An 18,558-nucleotide genomic window follows, 5' to 3' on the forward strand; every position below is an offset into this window, starting at 1 on the left:
CCCGCCGGGCCTCAGAGGCGACCCGGCGGCCTGTGAGGACGGCGTCGGATCAGGAATGCCCCAGTGGCTCGGCGGCCGGGTCGTCCACGGAACCTGCCAGGTCCGTCTCCGTGGGCTCCTCCGCGAGGTCGTAGGCGAGGTCGTCGAGGATCGGCGAGGTCGGCTCGACCTGGTGCGGCAGCACCGCGGCCTCCGAGTGCGCGCCGCATCCGTGGTCGGCGGCGACCACGCGGCCGTCGTCCGGGGCGTACTCGTTCGTGCAGACCCCGAAGCCGATGCCCAGCGCACCGGCGAGCGGCCAGTAGAAGCCGCAGGTCGAGCACTGGGCGGGGGCCGCGTGGGCGAGCGGGGTGTGCGGTCCGGACTCGCCGGAGTGCCAGCGGCGCACAGCGCGGTCCCTGCCGATCGGGGAGAGCACCCTGGCCCGGCCGAGACCGTACTCGAAGATCATTTGATGGTCGGAGTCGTCGTCTTCGGTCTGGGTGAAGCCAGGCGCGAGCCGCGCGTCGTCCGCCGGAGTGGGCAGCAGGTCGCCCACGCCGAGGTCGCCGGGGCGCAGCCGCTCGCTCCAGGGCACCCACTCGGGCGGCAGCAGCGCGCCGGTGCCGGGCAGGAGCACGACCTCGCTGACCGTCACGTTGCGCGCCCTGGAGGCCCTGGCGACGGTGACGGCCCAGCGCCAGCCCCGATAGGCGCGGTCGAGGCAGGTGAAGTAATGGGTGACGACCCGCTCGCCCTCGGCCTCGACTCCGAGGTGGTCGCCCACCTCGTCCGGCCTGACGTTCTCCTCGATCGCGGAACGGGCCAGGTCCACGGCGGCGGCGCAGGCCTGGTCGACGACGACGGCGCGGGTCCGGGGGCGGGTCACGACCGTCCCCCTGTCGGCCTCGCAACCCGACGGCTGCTGTCCTTGCTGCCTAGCTCGCTACGCTGACTCACAGTTCATTCTCACCTATGCCTGGAGCGAACGGCACCGCTACCCGCCCATCACCGAAAGTCCCCCGGGACGTCGCGGCGGTCAGGCCCGGTGAGGACGGCGCTTCCGGGATCCGACCGCGCCGCCCCGGACCGTAACCCGCCTTGGCCTGGACCGGCAACATCCGGAGGTGACCGAAACCGGCGGCCCGCGGGACCCGTGTCCCCGCTCCCGGCCGGAAGACCGCCGCCGCCCCGCCACGTCCTCCCTCCGCGGAACCGGGGGCCGACCGTCCGCGGGGCCGGGGCCGACGTCGCCCAGGTCGGCGAGAGATCGGACGAGGAGTTACATACCGCACCGGGCATCCCATCCACCATTCGGGTAAGACTGGATGCGTGGCAGGTGGGTGGGAACAGGCACGGAGGACGGCGGGCGACGCCCGGCGTCTGATCGGCCGTTCGGTCGTGAAGGCGGGACACGCGACCGTGCGCGCCGGGCGGGCGACGGCGCGGGCGGGCAGAGGCGCGGGGCGGATGACCGCGCGCGTCGGCCGCGGCGCGGTGAGCGGGACCCGGCGGGTCGGCACGGCCTCCCGGCGGCTGACCCACGCCCAGGGCGCGGGCCGTACGGGGCTGGGCCAGCTGATCGAGCTGACCGCCCTGGAGAGCGCGAGCGACGCGCTGGTCACCGCGGCCCTGGCCGGGACGCTCTTCAGGCTTCCCGTCAACGAGGCCAGGGGGCAGGTCGCGCTCTACCTGCTGATCACGATGATCCCCTTCGTGGTGGTCGCCCCGTTCGTCGGCCCCGTCCTCGACCGGTTCCGCTCGGGCAGGCGCTTCGTGATGGCGGGCACCCTGTTCGGCCGCGGCCTGCTCTGCTTCGCGATGGCCGCCGCGATCGGGCCTGGCGACGTGTTCACCATCTTCCCCGCGGCGCTGGCCGTGCTGGTGCTCTCGAAGGCCTACAGCGTCTCCCGGGCCGCGATCATGCCGAACGTGCTGCCCGCCGACATCGCGCTGGTCACCGCGAACGCGAGGGTCGCCCTGTTCGCGCTGGTCACGGCGGGTGTGGCGCTGCCGGTCAGCGCGGGCCTCAGCGCCTGGCTCGGCCCGGAGTGGACGCTGCGCGGAGCCACCGCGATCTTCATCCTCCTGGGCGTCCTGGCCGTACGGCTCCCCCGCCACGTGGACTCCCCCGACCTTGAGGCGCTCCAGGAGGAGGACGGCGAGCGCCCCCACCGCTGGCGGACGCTGCTGAACGTGGGGCCCGTGGTCGCCGAGGCCATGACCGCCAACGTGGCCATTCGCCTGTACTCCGGTTTCCTGCTGTTCTACCTGCTCTTCCTGGTGCAGGACCGGCACCTGCCCGGCCTCGCCCCCGCGGTCACGATCGGGGTGCTGGCCGTCGCGGCCGGGGCGGGCGGCCTGGCGGGAACGGCCGTCGCCTCGTGGGCGCGCAGCCACTCCCCGCAGGTCATCGTGCTGGCCGCGCTCGCGCTCGTGGCCACGACGACGGTGGTGGCCGCCTTCGTGTTCACCCTGTGGACCGCGGTGGCCGTCGCGCTGTTCGCCTCGTTCGCCCAGGGCCTGGGCAAGCTCGCGCTGGACGCGATCGTGCAGCGCGAGATCGGCGAGGAGGTCCGCTCGTCGACCTTCGGAGTGGTGGAGGCCTTCCTGCAGGTCGCCTGGGTGGTCGGCGGCCTCGTCGGGTTGTTGTTCTCGCTGTTCGCCAACGGGCGGGCCGGGCTGGCCGTGATGGCCGCGGTGCTCGGCGGCTCGCTCGGCTGGCTGCTGGTACGGCGGCGCAGGCGGACCGACGCGAGGGACGCCAGGGTCGAGGCGGCGCGGGCGGAGGCCTCCGCCGCCAGGCCCCGTCCCGACGACGCCCCGGAGCCCGCTCTCGGGAACGGCTCCCGCCCCGCCGTCCAGAGCGATGGCTCTGCCGTCCGAGGCGATGGCTCTGCCGTCCCAGACGACCGCCCCGCCGTCCGAGACGACGCCGCCCCCGCTCGCCGGAACGGCTCCCGCCACGGCGAGCGACGGGAGACCCCGTCCGGCACCAGGATCGAGGAGCGGCCGGGCACGACGCCGGACCCCTCAGAACCCTCGGCTCCCCCGCGTCCCGCCCCCTGGGAGAGACGCAGACCGGAGCCGGGGAACACCACGACCGCCGTCGTGCGGAGGGACGACCTCCCCGTCGACAGGAAGACCAAGCCGCTGACCAACCCCCACGGCTGAGCCCCCCACTGCCCCCACGGCCCCACGCCCCCCGCGGCCTGACCGCGCCGCCGCCGTACGGTCCGCAGGGAGCCGGGAAACCGGGGAGCGCCGGGGGAGGCGAAGCGAGGGGGCGAAAAGCCTCCGAGGGGCCGTGGAGGCCCCGGGAGGGGTCAGTCGTCCAGGTCGTCGGCCACGGCGCGGAGCACCGCGGCGATCTTCTTGGCGTGCGCGGCCTCGGGATGCTTGCCCTTCTGGTAGGACGTGGAGACCGCGTCCAACAGCTTGATCAGATCTTCCACGATGACCACCATCTCGTCGGGCTTCTTGCGCTTGCCCTTGGGCTTGGCGGTCTTGGCGAGCGTCGGGGGCTGGTCGATCACGCGCACCGAGAGCGCCTGCTGTCCACGGCGCCCTTCGGCCACGCCGAACTCGACCTTCTGACCCGGCTTGAGGGAATCCACGCCACCGGGCAACGCGGAAGAATGCACGAAGACCTCACCGCCGTCGTCGCGGGTGAGGAAGCCGAAACCCTTGTCGGCGTCGTACCACTTGACCTTGCCACTCGGCACAGGGGTGACCTCGTTCAGACTGTCGTGAAAAGGAATGGATGTAGGTTATGCCCAGCGAGCGCTTAGGGCGACCGTGTATTCAGGCCTGAATTACGCGAATACGGCGGGAGTCCTCCAGCCGTCGAACCATTCGTCGAACTCGGTCAGATCTCCGAGCACCACATCGGCTCCGTGGGCACGTAGTTCCGCCGCCGGATAATGGCCGGTCGCCACCGCCACGCTGACGACTCCCCCGGCCTTCGCCGCCTCGATGTCGGCGACGTGGTCGCCGACGTAGGCCGCGGCGCCGAACCCGGCGAGGGCCGGCCCCTTGGCGGCCCCGAACACCGAACCCACGACCTCGTCCACGTCCAGGCCGAGGGCGGCGACGGTCCTGGCCGCGTCCGGGCCGTTCTTCCCCGTCACGACGATGACCCTGCCGCCCGCCCGCCGCACGGCCTCGACGGCCTGGACCGCGCCGGGCATCGGGGTGGTCGCCGGGACGGCGATCGAGGGGTACAGCGAGCGGTAGACGGCGACGGCTCCGGGGATCTCCTCCGCGGGCAGCCAGTTGGCCAGCTCCCACTCCAGGGGCGGCCCGAGCCTGGCGACCACGGCGGCGCTGTCGATGAACACGCCGACGCGCAGCGCCAGCTCGTCGTAGACGGCGGCGATGCCGGCGCGTGTGTCGGCCAGCGTCATGTCCAGGTCGAACCCCACCGAGTTCATCCGGTTTCCACCGCTCCCCTCCACCTGGCGGAGGGCTCGCGCTCCGCGGACTCTCGCAGGATGCCAAATCCTCGGGGACAGGGGTAGTCCGGGCCGCTGTACGGGACGACATCCGTTGTGAAACCCTTCGGGAAGGACCCACTCCCCCGGCCGGAAGACGGCCGCGCCCGAGCGGCCGGAGGGCCTCCTCTCCCCCGTCCGCCGCAAACGCCGTCACGCGCCGACGGGTCCGGGCACGCGCGGCCCGGCGAGCCGCGACCTCACGGGTTCGGCGCTGGATAGGGTCACGGTGGAGGTAACGGCAGAGAGATGACCAGATCGACGCGCGAGCGGATCATCGACGAAGCCCTGCGCCTGTTCGCCGAGCGGGGCTACTCGGCGACCTCCGTGGCCGAGATCGAGGCCGCCTCCGGCCTGTCTCCCGGCGCGGGAGGGCTCTACCGGCACTTCAGGTCCAAATACGAGGTGCTGGCGGCGGCCATGAACGAGCACGCCGCCCGGACCAGGACGCAGATCGCCGAGACGCTGGCCGAGATGAGCGCCGTCGACGCCTCCTTCACCGTCGAGGAGCGTCTGGCGCGCCTGTGCGGGGCCGGGCTGGCCAAGGTCAGCGAGGAGAGCGAGCTGACGCGCGTCTTCTTCCGCGACCTGAGCCAGTTCCCCGAGCTGGTCGCGATCGTGCGCGAGGGGCTGTTGCAACCCATGTTCGACGCGATCACCACGTGGTTCCACGCCCAGCCCGAGTACGCGGGAGCCGACCTCGACTGGCCCGCGATCGGCGCCGTGCTGGGCGGCGCGGTGGTCCACTACCGGCTTTTCGAGGAGACCGTCGGCGAGCCTCCCGGGCGGGCGGAGCGTGACCGTTTTGTCGCCTCCTGGGTGCGTCTGGCGCTGGGCCTGCTCCCCAGCCCCGCCGTCCAGACACTCAGCTGAGCAGGGCAGACCGTGGTTCCGGCCGCGTTTCCCCACCTGGTTCCGAGCACGGCTCCCGGCACGGTCCCGAACGTGGTTCAGATCGTGGTTCACGGCTGTTCACACGAACGCGAACTTTCCCAAACCTAGCTTTGTCGGTCAGGCCTCCTACCATTGACGGAATGAGCACGGAGTTCACCGAGTGGCTGCGCAGCCGGAGCGACGACCAGTTGCGGGCCCTGGTCACCGTGCGACCCGAGCTCATCACTCCGGTCCCCGCGCACGTGGAGGGGCTGGCGGGGCGGGCGAGCAGCCCGTCGGCCGTGGGCCGCGTGCTCGACCGGCTCGACCGGTTCGCGCTCTCGGTCGTCGAGACGCTGGTGGTGCTGCCCGCGCCGGTCGACCACCGCTCGTTGCGCGCCCAGATGGCCCTCGCCCTGCCCGAGGGGGTCGCGGCCGCCGTGCTGCGGACCGCCCTCAAGGAGACCGTCGAGCGGCTGCGGACCCTCGCCCTGGTCTACGGACCGCAGAACGCCCTGGTGCCCGCGCCCGGGGTGCGCGAGATCCTGGAGACGCCCGCCGGGCTCGGCCCTCCCGCGGTCGAGGTGTTCAGGCACCATCACGCGGAGCGGCTGGCCGAGCTCATCCAGGACGTCGGCGGCGAGACCGGCGACACCAAGGAGGCCCTCGCCGAGCTGCTCGGCGTCCAGGAGATCGTCGAACGCCTCGTCCAGGACGTCTCGCCGCAGGCCAGGTCCGCGCTCAACGAGCTGACCTGGGGGCCGGCCAGCGGACGGGTGCCCAACGCGCGCAGGGAGGTGCGGGCCGCCACGGCGCAGTCGCCGATCGAGCAGTTGCTCTCCCGCGCGCTGCTCGGCGCGACCGGCGAGGAGACCGTCGTCCTGCCCCGCGAGGTCGGCCTGTTCCTGCGCGGCGGCCGGATCCACCAGGACCTGTCGCCGGTGCCGCCCCCGCTCGACGGCACGGGGCGCGACCAGGCGATGGCCGACCGCACCGCCGCCGGGCAGGCGTTCGCGTTCGTCCGCGCGGTCGAGGAGCTGTGCGAGCGCTGGAGCGTGGACCCGCCGGGGGTGCTGCGCAGCGGCGGCCTCGCCGTACGCGACCTGAAGCGGGCCGCGGGCCTGCTCGACCTGCCCGAGTGGGTGGCGGGGCTCATCATCGAGGTGGCCTACGCCGCCGGGCTCGTCGCCGCCAGCGGCTCCGTCGACGGCGACTGGCTGCCGACCCCCGCCTACGACGGCTGGCGGGTGAAGAGCACCGAGGACCGCTGGGTGGTGCTCGCCTCGACCTGGCTGTCCATGGACCGGGTGCCGGGGGTGATCGGCGAGCGCGACGAGCGCGACAGGCTGCTCAACGCCCTCCACCCCGACCTGCGGCGCTCGGCCGCCGCCGAGGTCCGCTCCACGACCCTGAGCATGCTCTCGGCCGCGGGGCCCGGTGTGGCGCCCTCCCTGGAGTCGGTGCGCGAGCGCCTGTCCTGGGAGCAGCCTCGCCGCCGCGGCGGCCAGCGCGACCAGCTCGTGGAGTTCACCCTGCGCGAGGCCGAGCAGATCGGGGTGACGGGGCTGGGCGCGATCGCCGTCCACGGCCGCGCGATGCTTCCCTGCGGCGGCGGCCGTCCCGGGGCGGCGGCGTCGGCGCTCGCCCCGCTGCTGCCCGAGCCGCTTGACCACGTGCTCCTGCAGGCCGACCTGACCGCCGTCGCCCCGGGGCCCCTCACCGGCGATCTGAGGCGCTGGCTGGCCCTGTCCGCCGACGTCGAGTCGACCGGCGGCGCGACGGTCTACCGGTTCTGCGAGCAGTCGATACGGCGGGCGCTGGACGCGGGGCAGGGGGCGGACGAGATGCTGTCCATGCTGGAGCGGCACTCGACCACGCCCGTCCCGCAGCCGCTGAGCTACCTCGTCACGGACGTGGCCCGCCGTCACGGCCGCATGCGCGTCGGCACGGCGAGCGCCTACATCCGGTGTGACGACTCCTCGCTGCTGGACGAGGTGATGGCCGACAGGCGCGCGCTCCCGCTTCGGCTGCGCAGGCTCGCCCCCACCGTGATCGCCTCGAAGACCTCCAGGGCGACGCTCGTCGACTCACTGCGCGGGATGGGCTACGCCCCCGCCGCCGAGTCCCTGGACGGCGACGTGATCATCACGCAGCTCGACGTCCGCAGGACCGAGGGCCAGCCCTCCCCCCGTCCGCCGGTGACGCTCAACGGCCCGGAGGCCGACGTCGTGGCGGCGGCCGTGCGGGCGGTGCGCGCCGGCGACGCGGCCCATCTGGCCCGGCGGCTCCCCGTCGACGCCCCGGAGGGCCAGGTGCCCCGCTCTCCCGCCACCGCCACGATCAACGCCCTGCGGGAGGCCATCCGGCAGGGGGCCCAGGTCTGGATCGGCTACCTCGACTCCCAGGGCAACGCGACCAGCCGCATCCTTGAACCCGCACGGATGGAGGGCGGCTACCTCACGGCCTACGATGAGACACGCGCGGCGGTGCACCGCTTCGCCCTGCACCGCATCACCGGAATCTCGGACATCAACTGATCGTCCGGCGCGTGGCCGCGCACCGCCGAGGCCGGTTGTCCCACGACGCCGGATCTGATCGCCATATCGTGATATTCGTTGATGTTCGTTCGGAGTTCGACAGAATCGAGACGATCCACAGTGAGCAGCGGTCAGTCCGAAGGTCCCAGCACGAATCCGGACGACTGGAAGAGCCCCTACAGCACCGGTCCGGGCCAGACCCCCGGCTACGGCCAGCAGAACCACCCCCAGCCGGGATACGGGAGCCAGGACTACGGTCAGGGCCACACCCAGCCCGGATACGGGTCCCAGGACCCCGGGCAGGGATACACCCAGCCCGGTTACGGGAGCCAGGACTACGGCCAGGGGTACGGCCAGCCCGGATACGACCCGGCCTACGGCCAGGGCCAGGGCTACGGGCAGGGTTATGGGCAGGGGTACGGCCAGCCAGGGTACGGCTCGCAGGGCTACGGCGACCCCTACGGCCAGCACCCCCCGCAGTACGGCTACGGGCCCGCGCCCCACAGGGGCAACGACGGCGTCAGGACTCACGCGATCGTCGCGCTGGTCGTCAGCATCGTGCTCGCTCTGAGCTGCTATGTCAGCCTCGGCGGCATCGCCGGGGCCATCCTGTCCGGCATCGCGCTCAGCAGAGTCGAAACCGACCCCCGGGGGGCCAGGAACCTGCTCAAGTGGACCTGGATCAGCATCGGCATCAACGTCGCCCTGCTCGTGCTGGGCGTCGGCACCCTGATCGTCGTGGGGATGAACGGCGGCTTCGACTCCTGAGCCGTCCCGAGCCCGGCGGCCCCGAGCGGCGGCGGGCCCGGGCATCGGCAGCCCCTGAGCGGTGGCGGACCTGCGCCTGAGCGGCCCGGTGCCCGCCGAGCGGCCCGGAACCCCGGCGGAGCACGACCCGAGCAGGCCGGAACCCGCGCGAGGCACGGCCTGAGCGGACCCGGACCCCGGCGGAGCACGACCCGAGCAGGCCGGAGTCGCTCCCGGAGAACACTCCGGGACTGTCTGGAGGCTCATCTCCGTTGGACATACGGAGCGGGGATCGAACAGGCGAGTTTCCCGTGTGAGTGCGACCATGGGCTCGCCGGCCATGCCCCGCCAGCCGTACACAAGCCAGCCGTACCCAAGGGAGAAGTCTGTGACTGACGGACCGTTGATCGTCCAATCGGACAAGACCCTGCTGCTCGAGGTCGACCACGAGAAGGCCGACGAGTGCCGCAAGGCGATCGCGCCGTTCGCCGAGCTCGAGCGCGCTCCCGAGCATGTGCACACCTACCGCGTGACCCCGCTCGCGCTGTGGAACGCGCGGGCCGCCGGGCACGACGCCGAGCAGGTGGTCGACGCGCTGATCGGTTACAGCCGTTACCCGGTGCCGCACGCCCTGCTGGTGGACGTGGCCGAGATCATGGCGCGCTACGGCAGGCTCAGGCTGGAGAAGCACCCCGTCCACGGACTCGTCCTGACCAGCACCGACCGGGCCGTGCTGGAGGAGGTGCTGCGCTCGAAGAAGATCCAGCCGCTGCTGGGCGAGCGCCTCGAGGCCGACGCCGTGGCGGTGCATCCGAGCGAGCGCGGCAACATCAAGCAGCACCTGCTCAAGCTGGGCTGGCCCGCCGAGGACCTCGCGGGATACGTCGACGGCGAGCACCACCCGATCACGCTGAACGAGGAGGGCTGGCAGCTGCGCACCTACCAGCGGGAGGCCGCGGAGGCGTTCTGGCACGGCGGCTCGGGCGTGGTCGTCCTCCCCTGCGGGGCGGGCAAGACGATCGTGGGCGCGGCGGCGATGGCCCACGCGAAGGCGACGACGCTGATCCTGGTGACCAACACCGTCTCCGCGCACCAGTGGAAGCAGGAACTGATCAAGCGGACCTCGCTGACCGAGGACGAGATCGGCGAGTACACCGGCACCAAGAAGGAGATCCGGCCCGTCACCATCGCGACCTACCAGGTGATGACGACCCGTAAGCAGGGGGTCTACCGGCATCTGGAGCTGTTCGACGCCCGCGACTGGGGTCTGGTCGTCTACGACGAGGTCCACCTGCTGCCCGCGCCGATCTTCCGGATGACCGCCGACCTGCAGGCCCGGCGGCGGGTCGGGCTGACGGCGACGCTCGTGCGCGAGGACGGCAGGGAGGGCGACGTGTTCTCCCTGATCGGCCCCAAGCGCTACGACGCGCCGTGGAAGGAGATGGAGAACCAGGGCTGGATCGCGCCCGCCGACTGCGTCGAGGTGCGGGTGACGCTGACCGACGAGGAGCGGCTCGCGTACGCCATGGCCGACTCCGAGGAGCGCTACCGGTTCTGCGCGACCACCCCGTCGAAGACCCGGGTGACCGAGGCCCTGGTCAGGCGTCATCTGGACGAGCAGGTGCTGGTCATCGGGCAGTACATCGACCAGCTCGACGAGCTCGGCGAGCACCTGAACGCCCCCGTCATCAAGGGCGAGACCAAGGTCAAGGAGCGGGAGCGGCTGTTCCAGGCGTTCCGCGACAAGGAGATCCAGGTGCTGGTCGTCTCCAAGGTGGCGAACTTCTCCATCGACCTGCCGGAGGCGGCGGTGGCCATCCAGGTGTCCGGGACCTTCGGGTCGCGGCAGGAGGAGGCCCAGCGCCTCGGCCGTGTGCTGCGCCCCAAGTCGGACGGCGGCGGGGCGCGGTTCTACTCGGTGGTCAGCCGGGACACCGTGGATCAGGACTTCGCCGCGCACCGGCAGCGGTTCCTGGCCGAGCAAGGGTACGCCTACCAGATCATCGACGCGGACGACGTGCTCGCCGGCGATTGACGTCACGTGGCGAACACGTCGTCGTCCGTGTCAGGTCCAGGAGATCCCGCAGGCTTTCGACAAACCAACCACCCCCTCGCTAGGCCTCGACGGCCACTGGCGACATACCCCATGATCTGCGGGAGTCACTGGATTTGCCCGCCTTTTTAGCGATTTTGGCGCACAAACACGGACGGTGTTAGCGCGCTCACCGAGTGGTCGGATCACCGGCCTGACAGGCGCTCCCGTCAGGCCGAGCACGTCGCCGTCAAAGGAACGCCGACTCTCGGGTGCGGCGTCCCGGGTTAATTCTTTTGAGCGCCCCGAAGGTCGTCGGTAAGCTGGTCGATTCGCTGCCTGATGACCACCACCTCCGTTTACCGAATGGGAGGCGCTTTCGCGTGTCCGCACATCAACTGTCCCCAGACATAGCCGACGATTCCCCAGACCGCCCCCGGTGGGACGACGTCGCGGAGGACCCCGCCGATCCCACCGACCCCGCCGCGATCCTCGCCGCCGAGCGCGAGCACCTGGCTGTCTCCAGGGCGGCGCTGCGCGCCATGCGCGAACACGCCCAGTCCCTGTCCTCCGACGCCGCCGGCGACTGGGTCTCCCAGCAGATCCTGCAGGCGCTGCTGGACCAGCGGGTCGCGGCACTGGCCGACCACTCGGGCACCCCGCTGTTCTTCGGCCGCCTGGACCGCGCGGCCGGTGACGACCTCCCGGAGACCGTCTACGTCGGACGCAGACACGTCCACGACGACCGCAGCCGCCCCCTGGTGATCGACTGGCGGGCGCCGGTCTCCCGGGCGTTCTACCAGGCCAGCCCGTCCGACCCGATGGGCGTCACGCGCCGCCGCAGGTTCGGCTATCACGGCGGCGACCTGACCGCCTACGAGGACGAACCGCTCGCCACGGGGGAGGCCTCCCCCCACGAGGGCCGGGGAACGGCCCTCGACGGCGGACCGTCGCACAGCAGGATCCTCACCGAGGAGATCGAACGCCCCCGCTCGGGACCGATGCGCGACATCGTCGCGACCATCCAGCCCGACCAGGACGAGATCGTCCGCTCCGAGCTCGGCAGGACCGTGTGCGTCCAGGGGGCGCCGGGAACCGGGAAGACCGCCGTCGGCCTGCACAGGGCCGCCTACCTGCTCTTCACCCATCGGGAGAAGCTCGCCAGGTCCGGAGTGATGATCGTCGGCCCGAACCGGGCCTTCCTGTCGTACATCTCCTCGGTGCTCCCCGCGCTCGGCGAGGTCAAGGTCGACCAGACCACGGTCGGCGGAATCCTGGGCGACCACTCCGCGTCCGAGGATCCGGCGGTCAGCGCGCTCAAGGGGGACTCGAGGATCGTGCCGGTGCTCAGGCGGGCACTGTGGATGCACGTCGTCAAGCCCACGGAGGGCGTGCTGTTCACCAAGGGGGTCAACCGCTACCGGGTGGCCGACCACGAGGTCCGCGAGATCGTCGCCGCACTGCGCGGCACCACCCGCTACGGCCCCGGCCGCGCGACCCTCGCCCAGCGGCTGGCCCACATGGTGCTCGTGCGGATGGAACAGCGCGGCGAGTCCCCCGACGACCGGGTGCAGGACGCCGTCGCCAGATCCAAGCCGGTCAAGCAGCTGGTCGACCAGGTGTGGCCCAAGCTGACCCCGCAGCAGGTGCTCCACCGGCTCCTGAGCGACCCCGGCTTCCTGGCCGCCGCGGCCAAGGACGACCTCACCGCCTCGGAACAGGCACTGCTGCTGTGGTCCAAACCGGCCAAGTCCTTCCGTTCCGCGAAGTGGTCGGCGGCGGACGGCGCGCTGATGGACGAGCTCGGCGACCTGATCGAGCGGACCGCCCCGCTGGGGCACCTGGTCGTGGACGAGGCCCAGGACCTGTCGGCGATGCAGCTTCGGGCCCTGGGGCGGCGCTGCCGTACGGGGTCGGCCACCGTCCTCGGCGACCTCGCCCAGGGCACGACCCCCTGGTCGGCCCGCTCCTGGGAGGAGGTGCTCACGCACCTGGGCTTCGAGGACGGCGCGGTCACCGAGCTCACCCTCGGCTTCCGCGTGCCCAGGGAGGTCCTCGACTACGCCGCCAGGCTGCTGCCCTCCGTCGCCCCCGGTCTGGCCCCGCCCCGGTCCCTGCGGCCGGGTGTGGGCTCCCTGTCGGTACGGCCCGCGCCCGACCCCGCCGCCGCCCTGACAGAGGCGGTGCGGGAGGCGCTGTCCCGCGAGGGCTCGATCGGCGTGATCGTCCCGGACGCCTCGGTCGCCGACGTCTCCGCCTCCCTGTCGTCCCTGGACCACCGCGTGCTGGGCCCGGACTCCGTCGAGGAGCACCGCCTGCTGGTCGTCCCGGCGACGCTGGCCAAGGGTCTGGAGTACGACCACGTCATCGTGGTCGAGCCCGCCGACATCGTGAACGCGGAACCACGCGGCCTCGCCCGCCTCTACGTGGTCCTGACCAGGGCGGTCACCTCCCTGACCGTCCTGCACACCGGCGACCTCCCCCTCCAGCTCCGCTGACCCCGGCGGAACACCGCCGCACCGCCCCGGACAGGAGGCGCCGACCGCGCCCCCCGGACAACGGCGCCGCCCCCCGTCTCCCCGCACCGGGCCCACCCCCCAGGCCCGGTGCGGCCCCCTCTCCTGCCCTCACGGCCTGACACTGCTGCCCCACCCCCATCACCTCCGAGGCCCAGCACGGCCCCTTCCCCTGGAGTTCCTCCACCGCGCCGGTACGGCGAGCGGCGGCACAGGCCTGATCGGCGCCGATGAGCGGCGAACGGCCCGGCGGAAGACGTCGGAGGGGGGCGCTATCTTGTCCGCTCATGGCAGCATCCATCGAAATCAGCGTCCGAACCGGACGACTCGAAGACGTCGCCGCCCTGCTGGCCTTCTGGCTGGAAGCCGCCGAGGGGACCGACAGGCACGACGATCCGGCCAAGGTCCTGGCACTCGTCGAGCGCGATCCTGAGGCGCTCCTCATCGCCGAGATCGACGGGAGGACAGTGGGCACGGTGATCGCCGGATGGGACGGCTGGCGTGCCCATCTCTACCGGTTGGCCGTGGCTCCGACCCACCGCCGGCAGGGAGTCGGGACCGCTCTGCTCAGGGCGGCAGAGGAGCGTTTCATGAGATTCGGCGCTTTCCGGGCCGATGCCATGGTTCTTCATGACAATGTCCTGGCCCATCACGCCTGGAAAGCCGCCGGTTATGCCCCACAGCCCGAATGGGCGCGCTGGGTGAGATTCCTGCCGTCCCCGACCGCGGAGGCCCTTACCGAGGAGATCACAGCCGGAGGGGGCCCCGACGAAGCGCCCGCGGCCGACGGGCCCACTGCCTGAGATCCCTTACCCCGAGAGTCACGGCTCCTTCGCAGAAGAGGGACTCACTCGGGCCCTCCGGTTTTCCATCCCGGAAACGACCGGCGCTCGCCTTTGGAAAGCCCCTCGTCCTCGAAACACCCATTCGCCCCTGGAACAGCCACTCGCCTCCGGAACACCACCGGGGAAAGGTCTCGATGTCCGGGAAAACAAAAGAGGCGACCCCGACACCTCGGGGTCGCCTCTTTTGGGAAAGCGTCTGGACTCAGAAGTCCATGTCGCCGCCGCCGGGCATCGCCGGGGCGGCCGAGGCCTTCTCCGGCTTCTCGGCGATGACTGCCTCGGTGGTGAGGAACAGCGCCGCGATGGACGCGGCGTTCTGCAGCGCCGAGCGGGTCACCTTGGCCGGGTCGATGATGCCCGACTCGAACAGGTTGACGTACTCGCCGGTGGCGGCGTTCAGGCCCTCACCCGGGGTGAGGTTGCGCACCTTCTCCACCACGACGCCGCCCTCAAGACCGGCGTTGACCGCGATCTGCTTGAGCGGCTCCTCCAGCGCCTTGCGCACGATCGCCGCGCCGGTCGCCTCGTCGCCGGCCAGCTCGAGCTTGTCGAAGGCCTTGGCGCCGGCCTGCAGCAGCGCCACGCCGCCGCCGGGGACGATGCCCTCCTCGACGGCCGCCTTGGCGTTGCGCACGGCGTCCTCGATGCGGTGCTTGCGCTCCTTGAGCTCGACCTCGGTCGCCGCGCCGGCCTTGATGACGGCCACGCCGCCGGCCAGCTTGGCGAGACGCTCCTGGAGCTTCTCGCGGTCGTAGTCGGAGTCGGTGTTGTCGATCTCGGCGCGGATCTGGTTGACCCGACCGGCGATCTGCTCGGCGTCACCGGCGCCGTCCACGATGGTGGTCTCGTCCTTGGTGACGATGACCTGGCGGGCCCGGCCGAGCTGGTCCAGCGAGGTGGACTCCAGCTTCAGGCCGAGGTCCTCGCTGATGACCTGGGCACCGGTCAGGATGCCGATGTCACCGAGCATGGCCTTGCGGCGGTCGCCGAAGCCCGGCGCCTTGACCGCGACCGAGCGGAACAGGCCGCGGATCTTGTTGACGACCAGGGTGGCCAGGGCCTCGCCCTCGATGTCCTCGGCGATGATCAGCAGCGGCTTGCCGGCCTGCACGACCTTGTCGAGGACCGGGAGCAGGTCCTTGTTCGCGGAGATCTTGGAGTTGACGACGAGGATGTACGGGTCGTCGAGGACGGCCTCCATACGCTCCGGGTCGGTCACGAAGTAGGGCGAGATGTAACCCTTGTCGAAGCGCATGCCCTCGGTGAGCTCGAGCTCCAGGCCGAAGGTGTTGCTCTCCTCGACGGTGATGACGCCTTCCTTGCCGACCTTGTCCATCGCCTCGGCGATCATCTCGCCGATCTGCGGGTCACCCGCGGAGATGGAGGCGGTGGAGGCGATCTGCGCCTTCGTCTCCACGTCCTTGGCCAGCTTGGACAGCTCCTCGGAGACGCGCTCGACGGCGGCCTCGATGCCCTTCTTCAGGGACATCGGGTTGGCGCCGGCGGCCACGTTGCGGAGGCCCTCGCGGACCAGAGCCTGGGCGAGCACGGTGGCGGTGGTGGTGCCGTCACCCGCGACGTCGTCGGTCTTCTTGGCGACTTCCTTGACGAGCTCGGCCCCGATCTTCTCCCACGGGTCCTCGAGCTCGATCTCCTTGGCGATGGAGACACCGTCGTTGGTGATGGTGGGGGCGCCCCACTTCTTCTCCAGAACGACGTTACGGCCCTTGGGGCCGAGGGTCACCTTGACGGCGTCCGCGAGCTGGTTCATGCCCCGCTCGAGACCGCGCCGGGCGTCCTCGTCAAACGCGATCATCTTGGCTGCCATACGGCTAGACCTCCCAAACACAGGGTGGCTTGCACCAGATCGAGCCGACGCCCGCGACGGCATACGGGCCCGCGACTCCGTTCGGCGGGCCCCATCGTCTCGATCCAGGGTTGGCACTCACCATTGAGGAGTGCTAACCAACTGTTTAGCACTCTCCCCTGCCGAGTGCAAGCCAACCTCCGTCGAGCCCAGGCCAAGAGCCGCTTGACCTGCCCCCCAGCTTAGGCGAAGGCCCGACCCGCCGACTGGAGCGACGAGCCGGGCCGACTTGCCTAGGCGATCCGCGCGGACTGCGCTGCCGCGGGATCCGCCGACGATTTCCGACGAGCTGACGGAGGACCTGGTCAGACCGTTCGGACGGATTCCGCCTGGGGCCCCTTCTGTCCCTGCGTGATCTCGAACTCGACCCTCTGGCCCTGTTCGAGCGCACGATAGCCATCCATCATGATCGCGGAGTAATGGACGAAAACATCCTTACCACCGTCTACCGCGATGAAGCCGTAGCCCTTGTCCGCGTTGAACCATTTGACGGTGCCTTGCGCCACTTCCGACTCCTCTTACTGGACTTGAGGACGCCGCCCATTCCTCTCGCGAGGTCCTCAATCTCCGAGGCGGAGACATCGCCTACGTCGATCGTCCTCGACCATACCTGTGGGAGCCCGTAGGGCAACAGAGTCAACCAGCAAACTACCGCTTTACGGACTCATTCTGTACGGAGACAGAGTTTTACTATCACGATTAGTTAGTTAAACATTACACCATATTCGACATCACAAATATGAGCTTGCATCACAAAAAACGACACCCGCACACGGCCAGGCCGGTGCGGGTGTCGTAGATGTGGTCGTGTGTGCCCTTTCTGGGCAACGCGCGCCCTGTCTCTTCGCCGGGCTCAGCCTCCGGCGACCGCCGGGATGATGGAGACTTGAGCGCCGGACGGCGTCGCCGTGTCGAGGTTCTCCGCGAAACGGACATCCTCATCGCCGACATAGACGTTCACAAAACGGCGAATCTTGCCCGTTTCATCAAGAATACGGGCGCCGATCCCCGGGAAGTCCGCATCGAGCTTCTGGAGAACGTCGCGCAGGGTCGCCCCCTCCGCGTTCACCTCGGCCGAACCGCCGGTGTACGTACGGAGAATCGTCGGAATCCGCACAGAAACGCTCATAATTCAGTACCTTTCACGAGTCCTAGGCGACGGCCGCACGAAATGCGTCGAGGGTCGGCCTGATGACGGCGGTGGGACGCGCGTGGTCGGCCACCGCGTCGAGGGTCTTCAGACCGTCGCCCGTGTTGAGGACCACCGTCTCGGCGTCGGGGTCGATCTGCCCCGAGGCGACCAGCTTACGCAGCACGCCGACGGTGACCCCGCCCGCGGTCTCGGCGAAGATGCCCTCCGTCCTGGCCAGCAGCCGGATCGCCTCGACGATCTCGGGGTCCGTGACGTCCTCGACCGCGCCGCCGGTGCGCCTGGCGATGTCGAGCACGTAGGGGCCGTCCGCGGGGTTGCCGATGGCCAGCGACTTGGCGATGGTGTCGGGCTTGACGGGCCGGATCACGTCGTGGCCGGCCTTGTAGGCGGCGGAGACCGGGGAGCACCCCTCGGCCTGGGCCGCGAAGATCTTGTAGGGCCTGTCCTCGACGAGACCGAGCGCGATCAGCTCCTTGAACGCCTTGTCGATCTTCGTGAGCTGGGAGCCGGAGGCGACCGGGATGACGATCTGGTCGGGGATCCGCCAGCCGAGCTGCTCGGCGATCTCGTAGGCCAGGGTCTTGGAGCCCTCGGCGTAGTACGGCCTGAGGTTGACGTTGACGAAGCCCCACTTGTCGCCCAGCTCGTCGCCGATGAGCTCGGAGCAGAAGCGGTTGACGTCGTCGTAGGTGCCCTCGATGCCGACGAGCTTGCCGCCGTACACGGAGGCCATGACGATCTTGGCCTGCTCCAGGTCCGCGGGGATGAACACGCAGGCGTCGAGCCCGGCCCTCGCGGCGGCCGCGGTCACGGCGCCCGCCAGGTTCCCGGTCGAGGAGCAGGACAGGGTGTGGAAGCCGAAGTTCCTGGCCGCCTCGACGGCGATGGCGACCACGCGGTCCTTGAAGGAGTGCGTGGGGTTGCCCGAGTCGTCCTTCACGTGCAGCGAGCGCAGGCCCAGCTCGCGCGCCAGGTTGTCGGCCTTGACGAGCTTGGTCCAGCCCGGCGCCATGTTGGGCTTGGCGGCCACGTCCGCCGGGACCGGCAGCAGGGAACGGTAGCGCCAGATGTTGGTCGGCCCCTCGGCGATCTGCTCCCGGGTCACGCGCCCGAAGTCGTAGGCGATCTCCAGGGGCCCGAAACACTCGAGACAGGCGAAGCTGGGGCCGAGCTCGTAGCGGGCGCCGCATTCGCGACAGGACAGCGCGGCAGCCGGGCCGAAGTCGAGCGAGGTGGTGGTTTCAGTGTTCGCGAGCGCCATGAAGCGAGGCCTTTCCCTCATCTTCGTCTGCGACCACCCTGGTCACAGACCGGAATTGGCACCTGTCCCGGCCGACCTCGCCAGATCGCGAGTCTTTAACCGGGAGGGTTGCCGGGGCTTCGCAGGGCCGGTCCCTCCACCCCTCTGGATGAGCAATATGTAGTTGTGAACCTGACGCGCAGGTCTCAAGCACTCTACCTCGCCCGGTCGGGATCCTGACCAGGCGTCTCATTGGGCGAGACAGGGCGTGTCACT

14 protein-coding genes and 1 riboswitch are annotated in these 18,558 nt (G+C 70.7%); of the genes, 7 read left to right on the plus strand and 7 right to left on the minus strand.

What is annotated here, in order from left to right; all coding sequences use genetic code 11:
- Positions 1-49: 49 nt before the first annotated feature.
- Entirely contained in the window at positions 50-868 is an 819-nt protein-coding gene (locus PKF00_RS22865; RefSeq protein ID WP_271219652.1) for a DUF3027 domain-containing protein, read from the minus strand.
- 443 nt (positions 869-1,311) lie between these two features.
- Between PKF00_RS22865 and PKF00_RS22870 the strand changes: the two genes are divergently transcribed.
- Entirely contained in the window at positions 1,312-3,153 is a 1,842-nt protein-coding gene (locus PKF00_RS22870; RefSeq protein WP_271219653.1) for an MFS transporter, read from the plus strand.
- 152 nt (positions 3,154-3,305) lie between these two features.
- Here PKF00_RS22870 and PKF00_RS22875 read toward each other — a convergent pair whose 3' ends face one another.
- Together PKF00_RS22875 and PKF00_RS22880 are read right to left on the minus strand one after the other, a co-directional pair.
- On the minus strand, positions 3,306-3,704 hold the full coding sequence (locus PKF00_RS22875; protein WP_271219654.1) for a cold-shock protein: 399 nt from the start codon (positions 3,702-3,704) through the stop codon (positions 3,306-3,308).
- 90 nt (positions 3,705-3,794) lie between these two features.
- Positions 3,795-4,412: an HAD family hydrolase gene (locus PKF00_RS22880; RefSeq protein ID WP_271219655.1), complete on the minus strand. Its 618-nt coding sequence runs from the start codon at positions 4,410-4,412 to the stop codon at positions 3,795-3,797.
- Positions 4,413-4,721: 309 nt separating this feature from the next.
- Here PKF00_RS22880 and PKF00_RS22885 point away from each other — a divergent pair, with 309 nt between their 5' ends.
- From PKF00_RS22885 to PKF00_RS22910, 6 genes are all read left to right on the plus strand, one after another.
- Positions 4,722-5,345, plus strand: coding sequence for a TetR/AcrR family transcriptional regulator (locus PKF00_RS22885; protein WP_271219656.1), 624 nt, complete (start codon positions 4,722-4,724; stop codon positions 5,343-5,345).
- A 161-nt stretch (positions 5,346-5,506) separates the two neighbouring features.
- Entirely contained in the window at positions 5,507-7,882 is a 2,376-nt protein-coding gene (locus PKF00_RS22890) for a helicase-associated domain-containing protein (RefSeq protein ID WP_271219657.1), read from the plus strand.
- Between the two features lie 120 nt (positions 7,883-8,002).
- Positions 8,003-8,650, plus strand: a complete 648-nt coding sequence (locus PKF00_RS22895) for an MgtC/SapB family protein (protein WP_271219658.1) — start codon at positions 8,003-8,005, stop codon at positions 8,648-8,650.
- Positions 8,651-9,017: 367 nt separating this feature from the next.
- Entirely contained in the window at positions 9,018-10,664 is a 1,647-nt protein-coding gene (locus PKF00_RS22900; RefSeq protein ID WP_271219659.1) for a DNA repair helicase XPB, read from the plus strand.
- Positions 10,665-11,044: 380 nt separating this feature from the next.
- Positions 11,045-13,159 (plus strand): HelD family protein, encoded by a 2,115-nt coding sequence (locus PKF00_RS22905; RefSeq protein ID WP_425582199.1) that lies wholly within the window; start codon positions 11,045-11,047, stop codon positions 13,157-13,159.
- Positions 13,160-13,464: 305 nt separating this feature from the next.
- Positions 13,465-13,980 (plus strand): GNAT family N-acetyltransferase, encoded by a 516-nt coding sequence (locus PKF00_RS22910; protein ID WP_271219660.1) that lies wholly within the window; start codon positions 13,465-13,467, stop codon positions 13,978-13,980.
- A 244-nt stretch (positions 13,981-14,224) separates the two neighbouring features.
- Here PKF00_RS22910 and groL read toward each other — a convergent pair whose 3' ends face one another.
- From groL to thrC, 4 genes are all read right to left on the minus strand, one after another.
- Positions 14,225-15,850 carry a chaperonin GroEL gene (gene groL / locus PKF00_RS22915; RefSeq protein WP_271219661.1) on the minus strand — a complete coding sequence of 542 codons (1,626 nt, stop codon included), beginning with the start codon at positions 15,848-15,850 and terminating at the stop codon, positions 14,225-14,227.
- 344 nt (positions 15,851-16,194) lie between these two features.
- Positions 16,195-16,395: a cold-shock protein gene (locus tag PKF00_RS22920; RefSeq protein WP_113704857.1), complete on the minus strand. Its 201-nt coding sequence runs from the start codon at positions 16,393-16,395 to the stop codon at positions 16,195-16,197.
- A gap of 347 nt (positions 16,396-16,742) precedes the next feature.
- Complete coding sequence (locus PKF00_RS22925; RefSeq protein ID WP_271219662.1) at positions 16,743-17,018, minus strand: MoaD/ThiS family protein; 276 nt, start codon at positions 17,016-17,018, stop codon at positions 16,743-16,745.
- Between the two features lie 22 nt (positions 17,019-17,040).
- Positions 17,041-18,303 carry a threonine synthase gene (gene thrC, locus PKF00_RS22930; RefSeq protein ID WP_271219663.1) on the minus strand — a complete coding sequence of 421 codons (1,263 nt, stop codon included), beginning with the start codon at positions 18,301-18,303 and terminating at the stop codon, positions 17,041-17,043.
- Positions 18,304-18,317: 14 nt separating this feature from the next.
- Positions 18,318-18,458, minus strand: a riboswitch (SAM riboswitch).
- Between the last annotated feature and the right edge of the window lie 100 nt (positions 18,459-18,558).

The sequence above is a fragment of the Streptosporangium carneum genome (genome assembly GCF_027922005.1).
GTDB lineage: Bacteria > Actinomycetota > Actinomycetes > Streptosporangiales > Streptosporangiaceae > Streptosporangium > Streptosporangium carneum.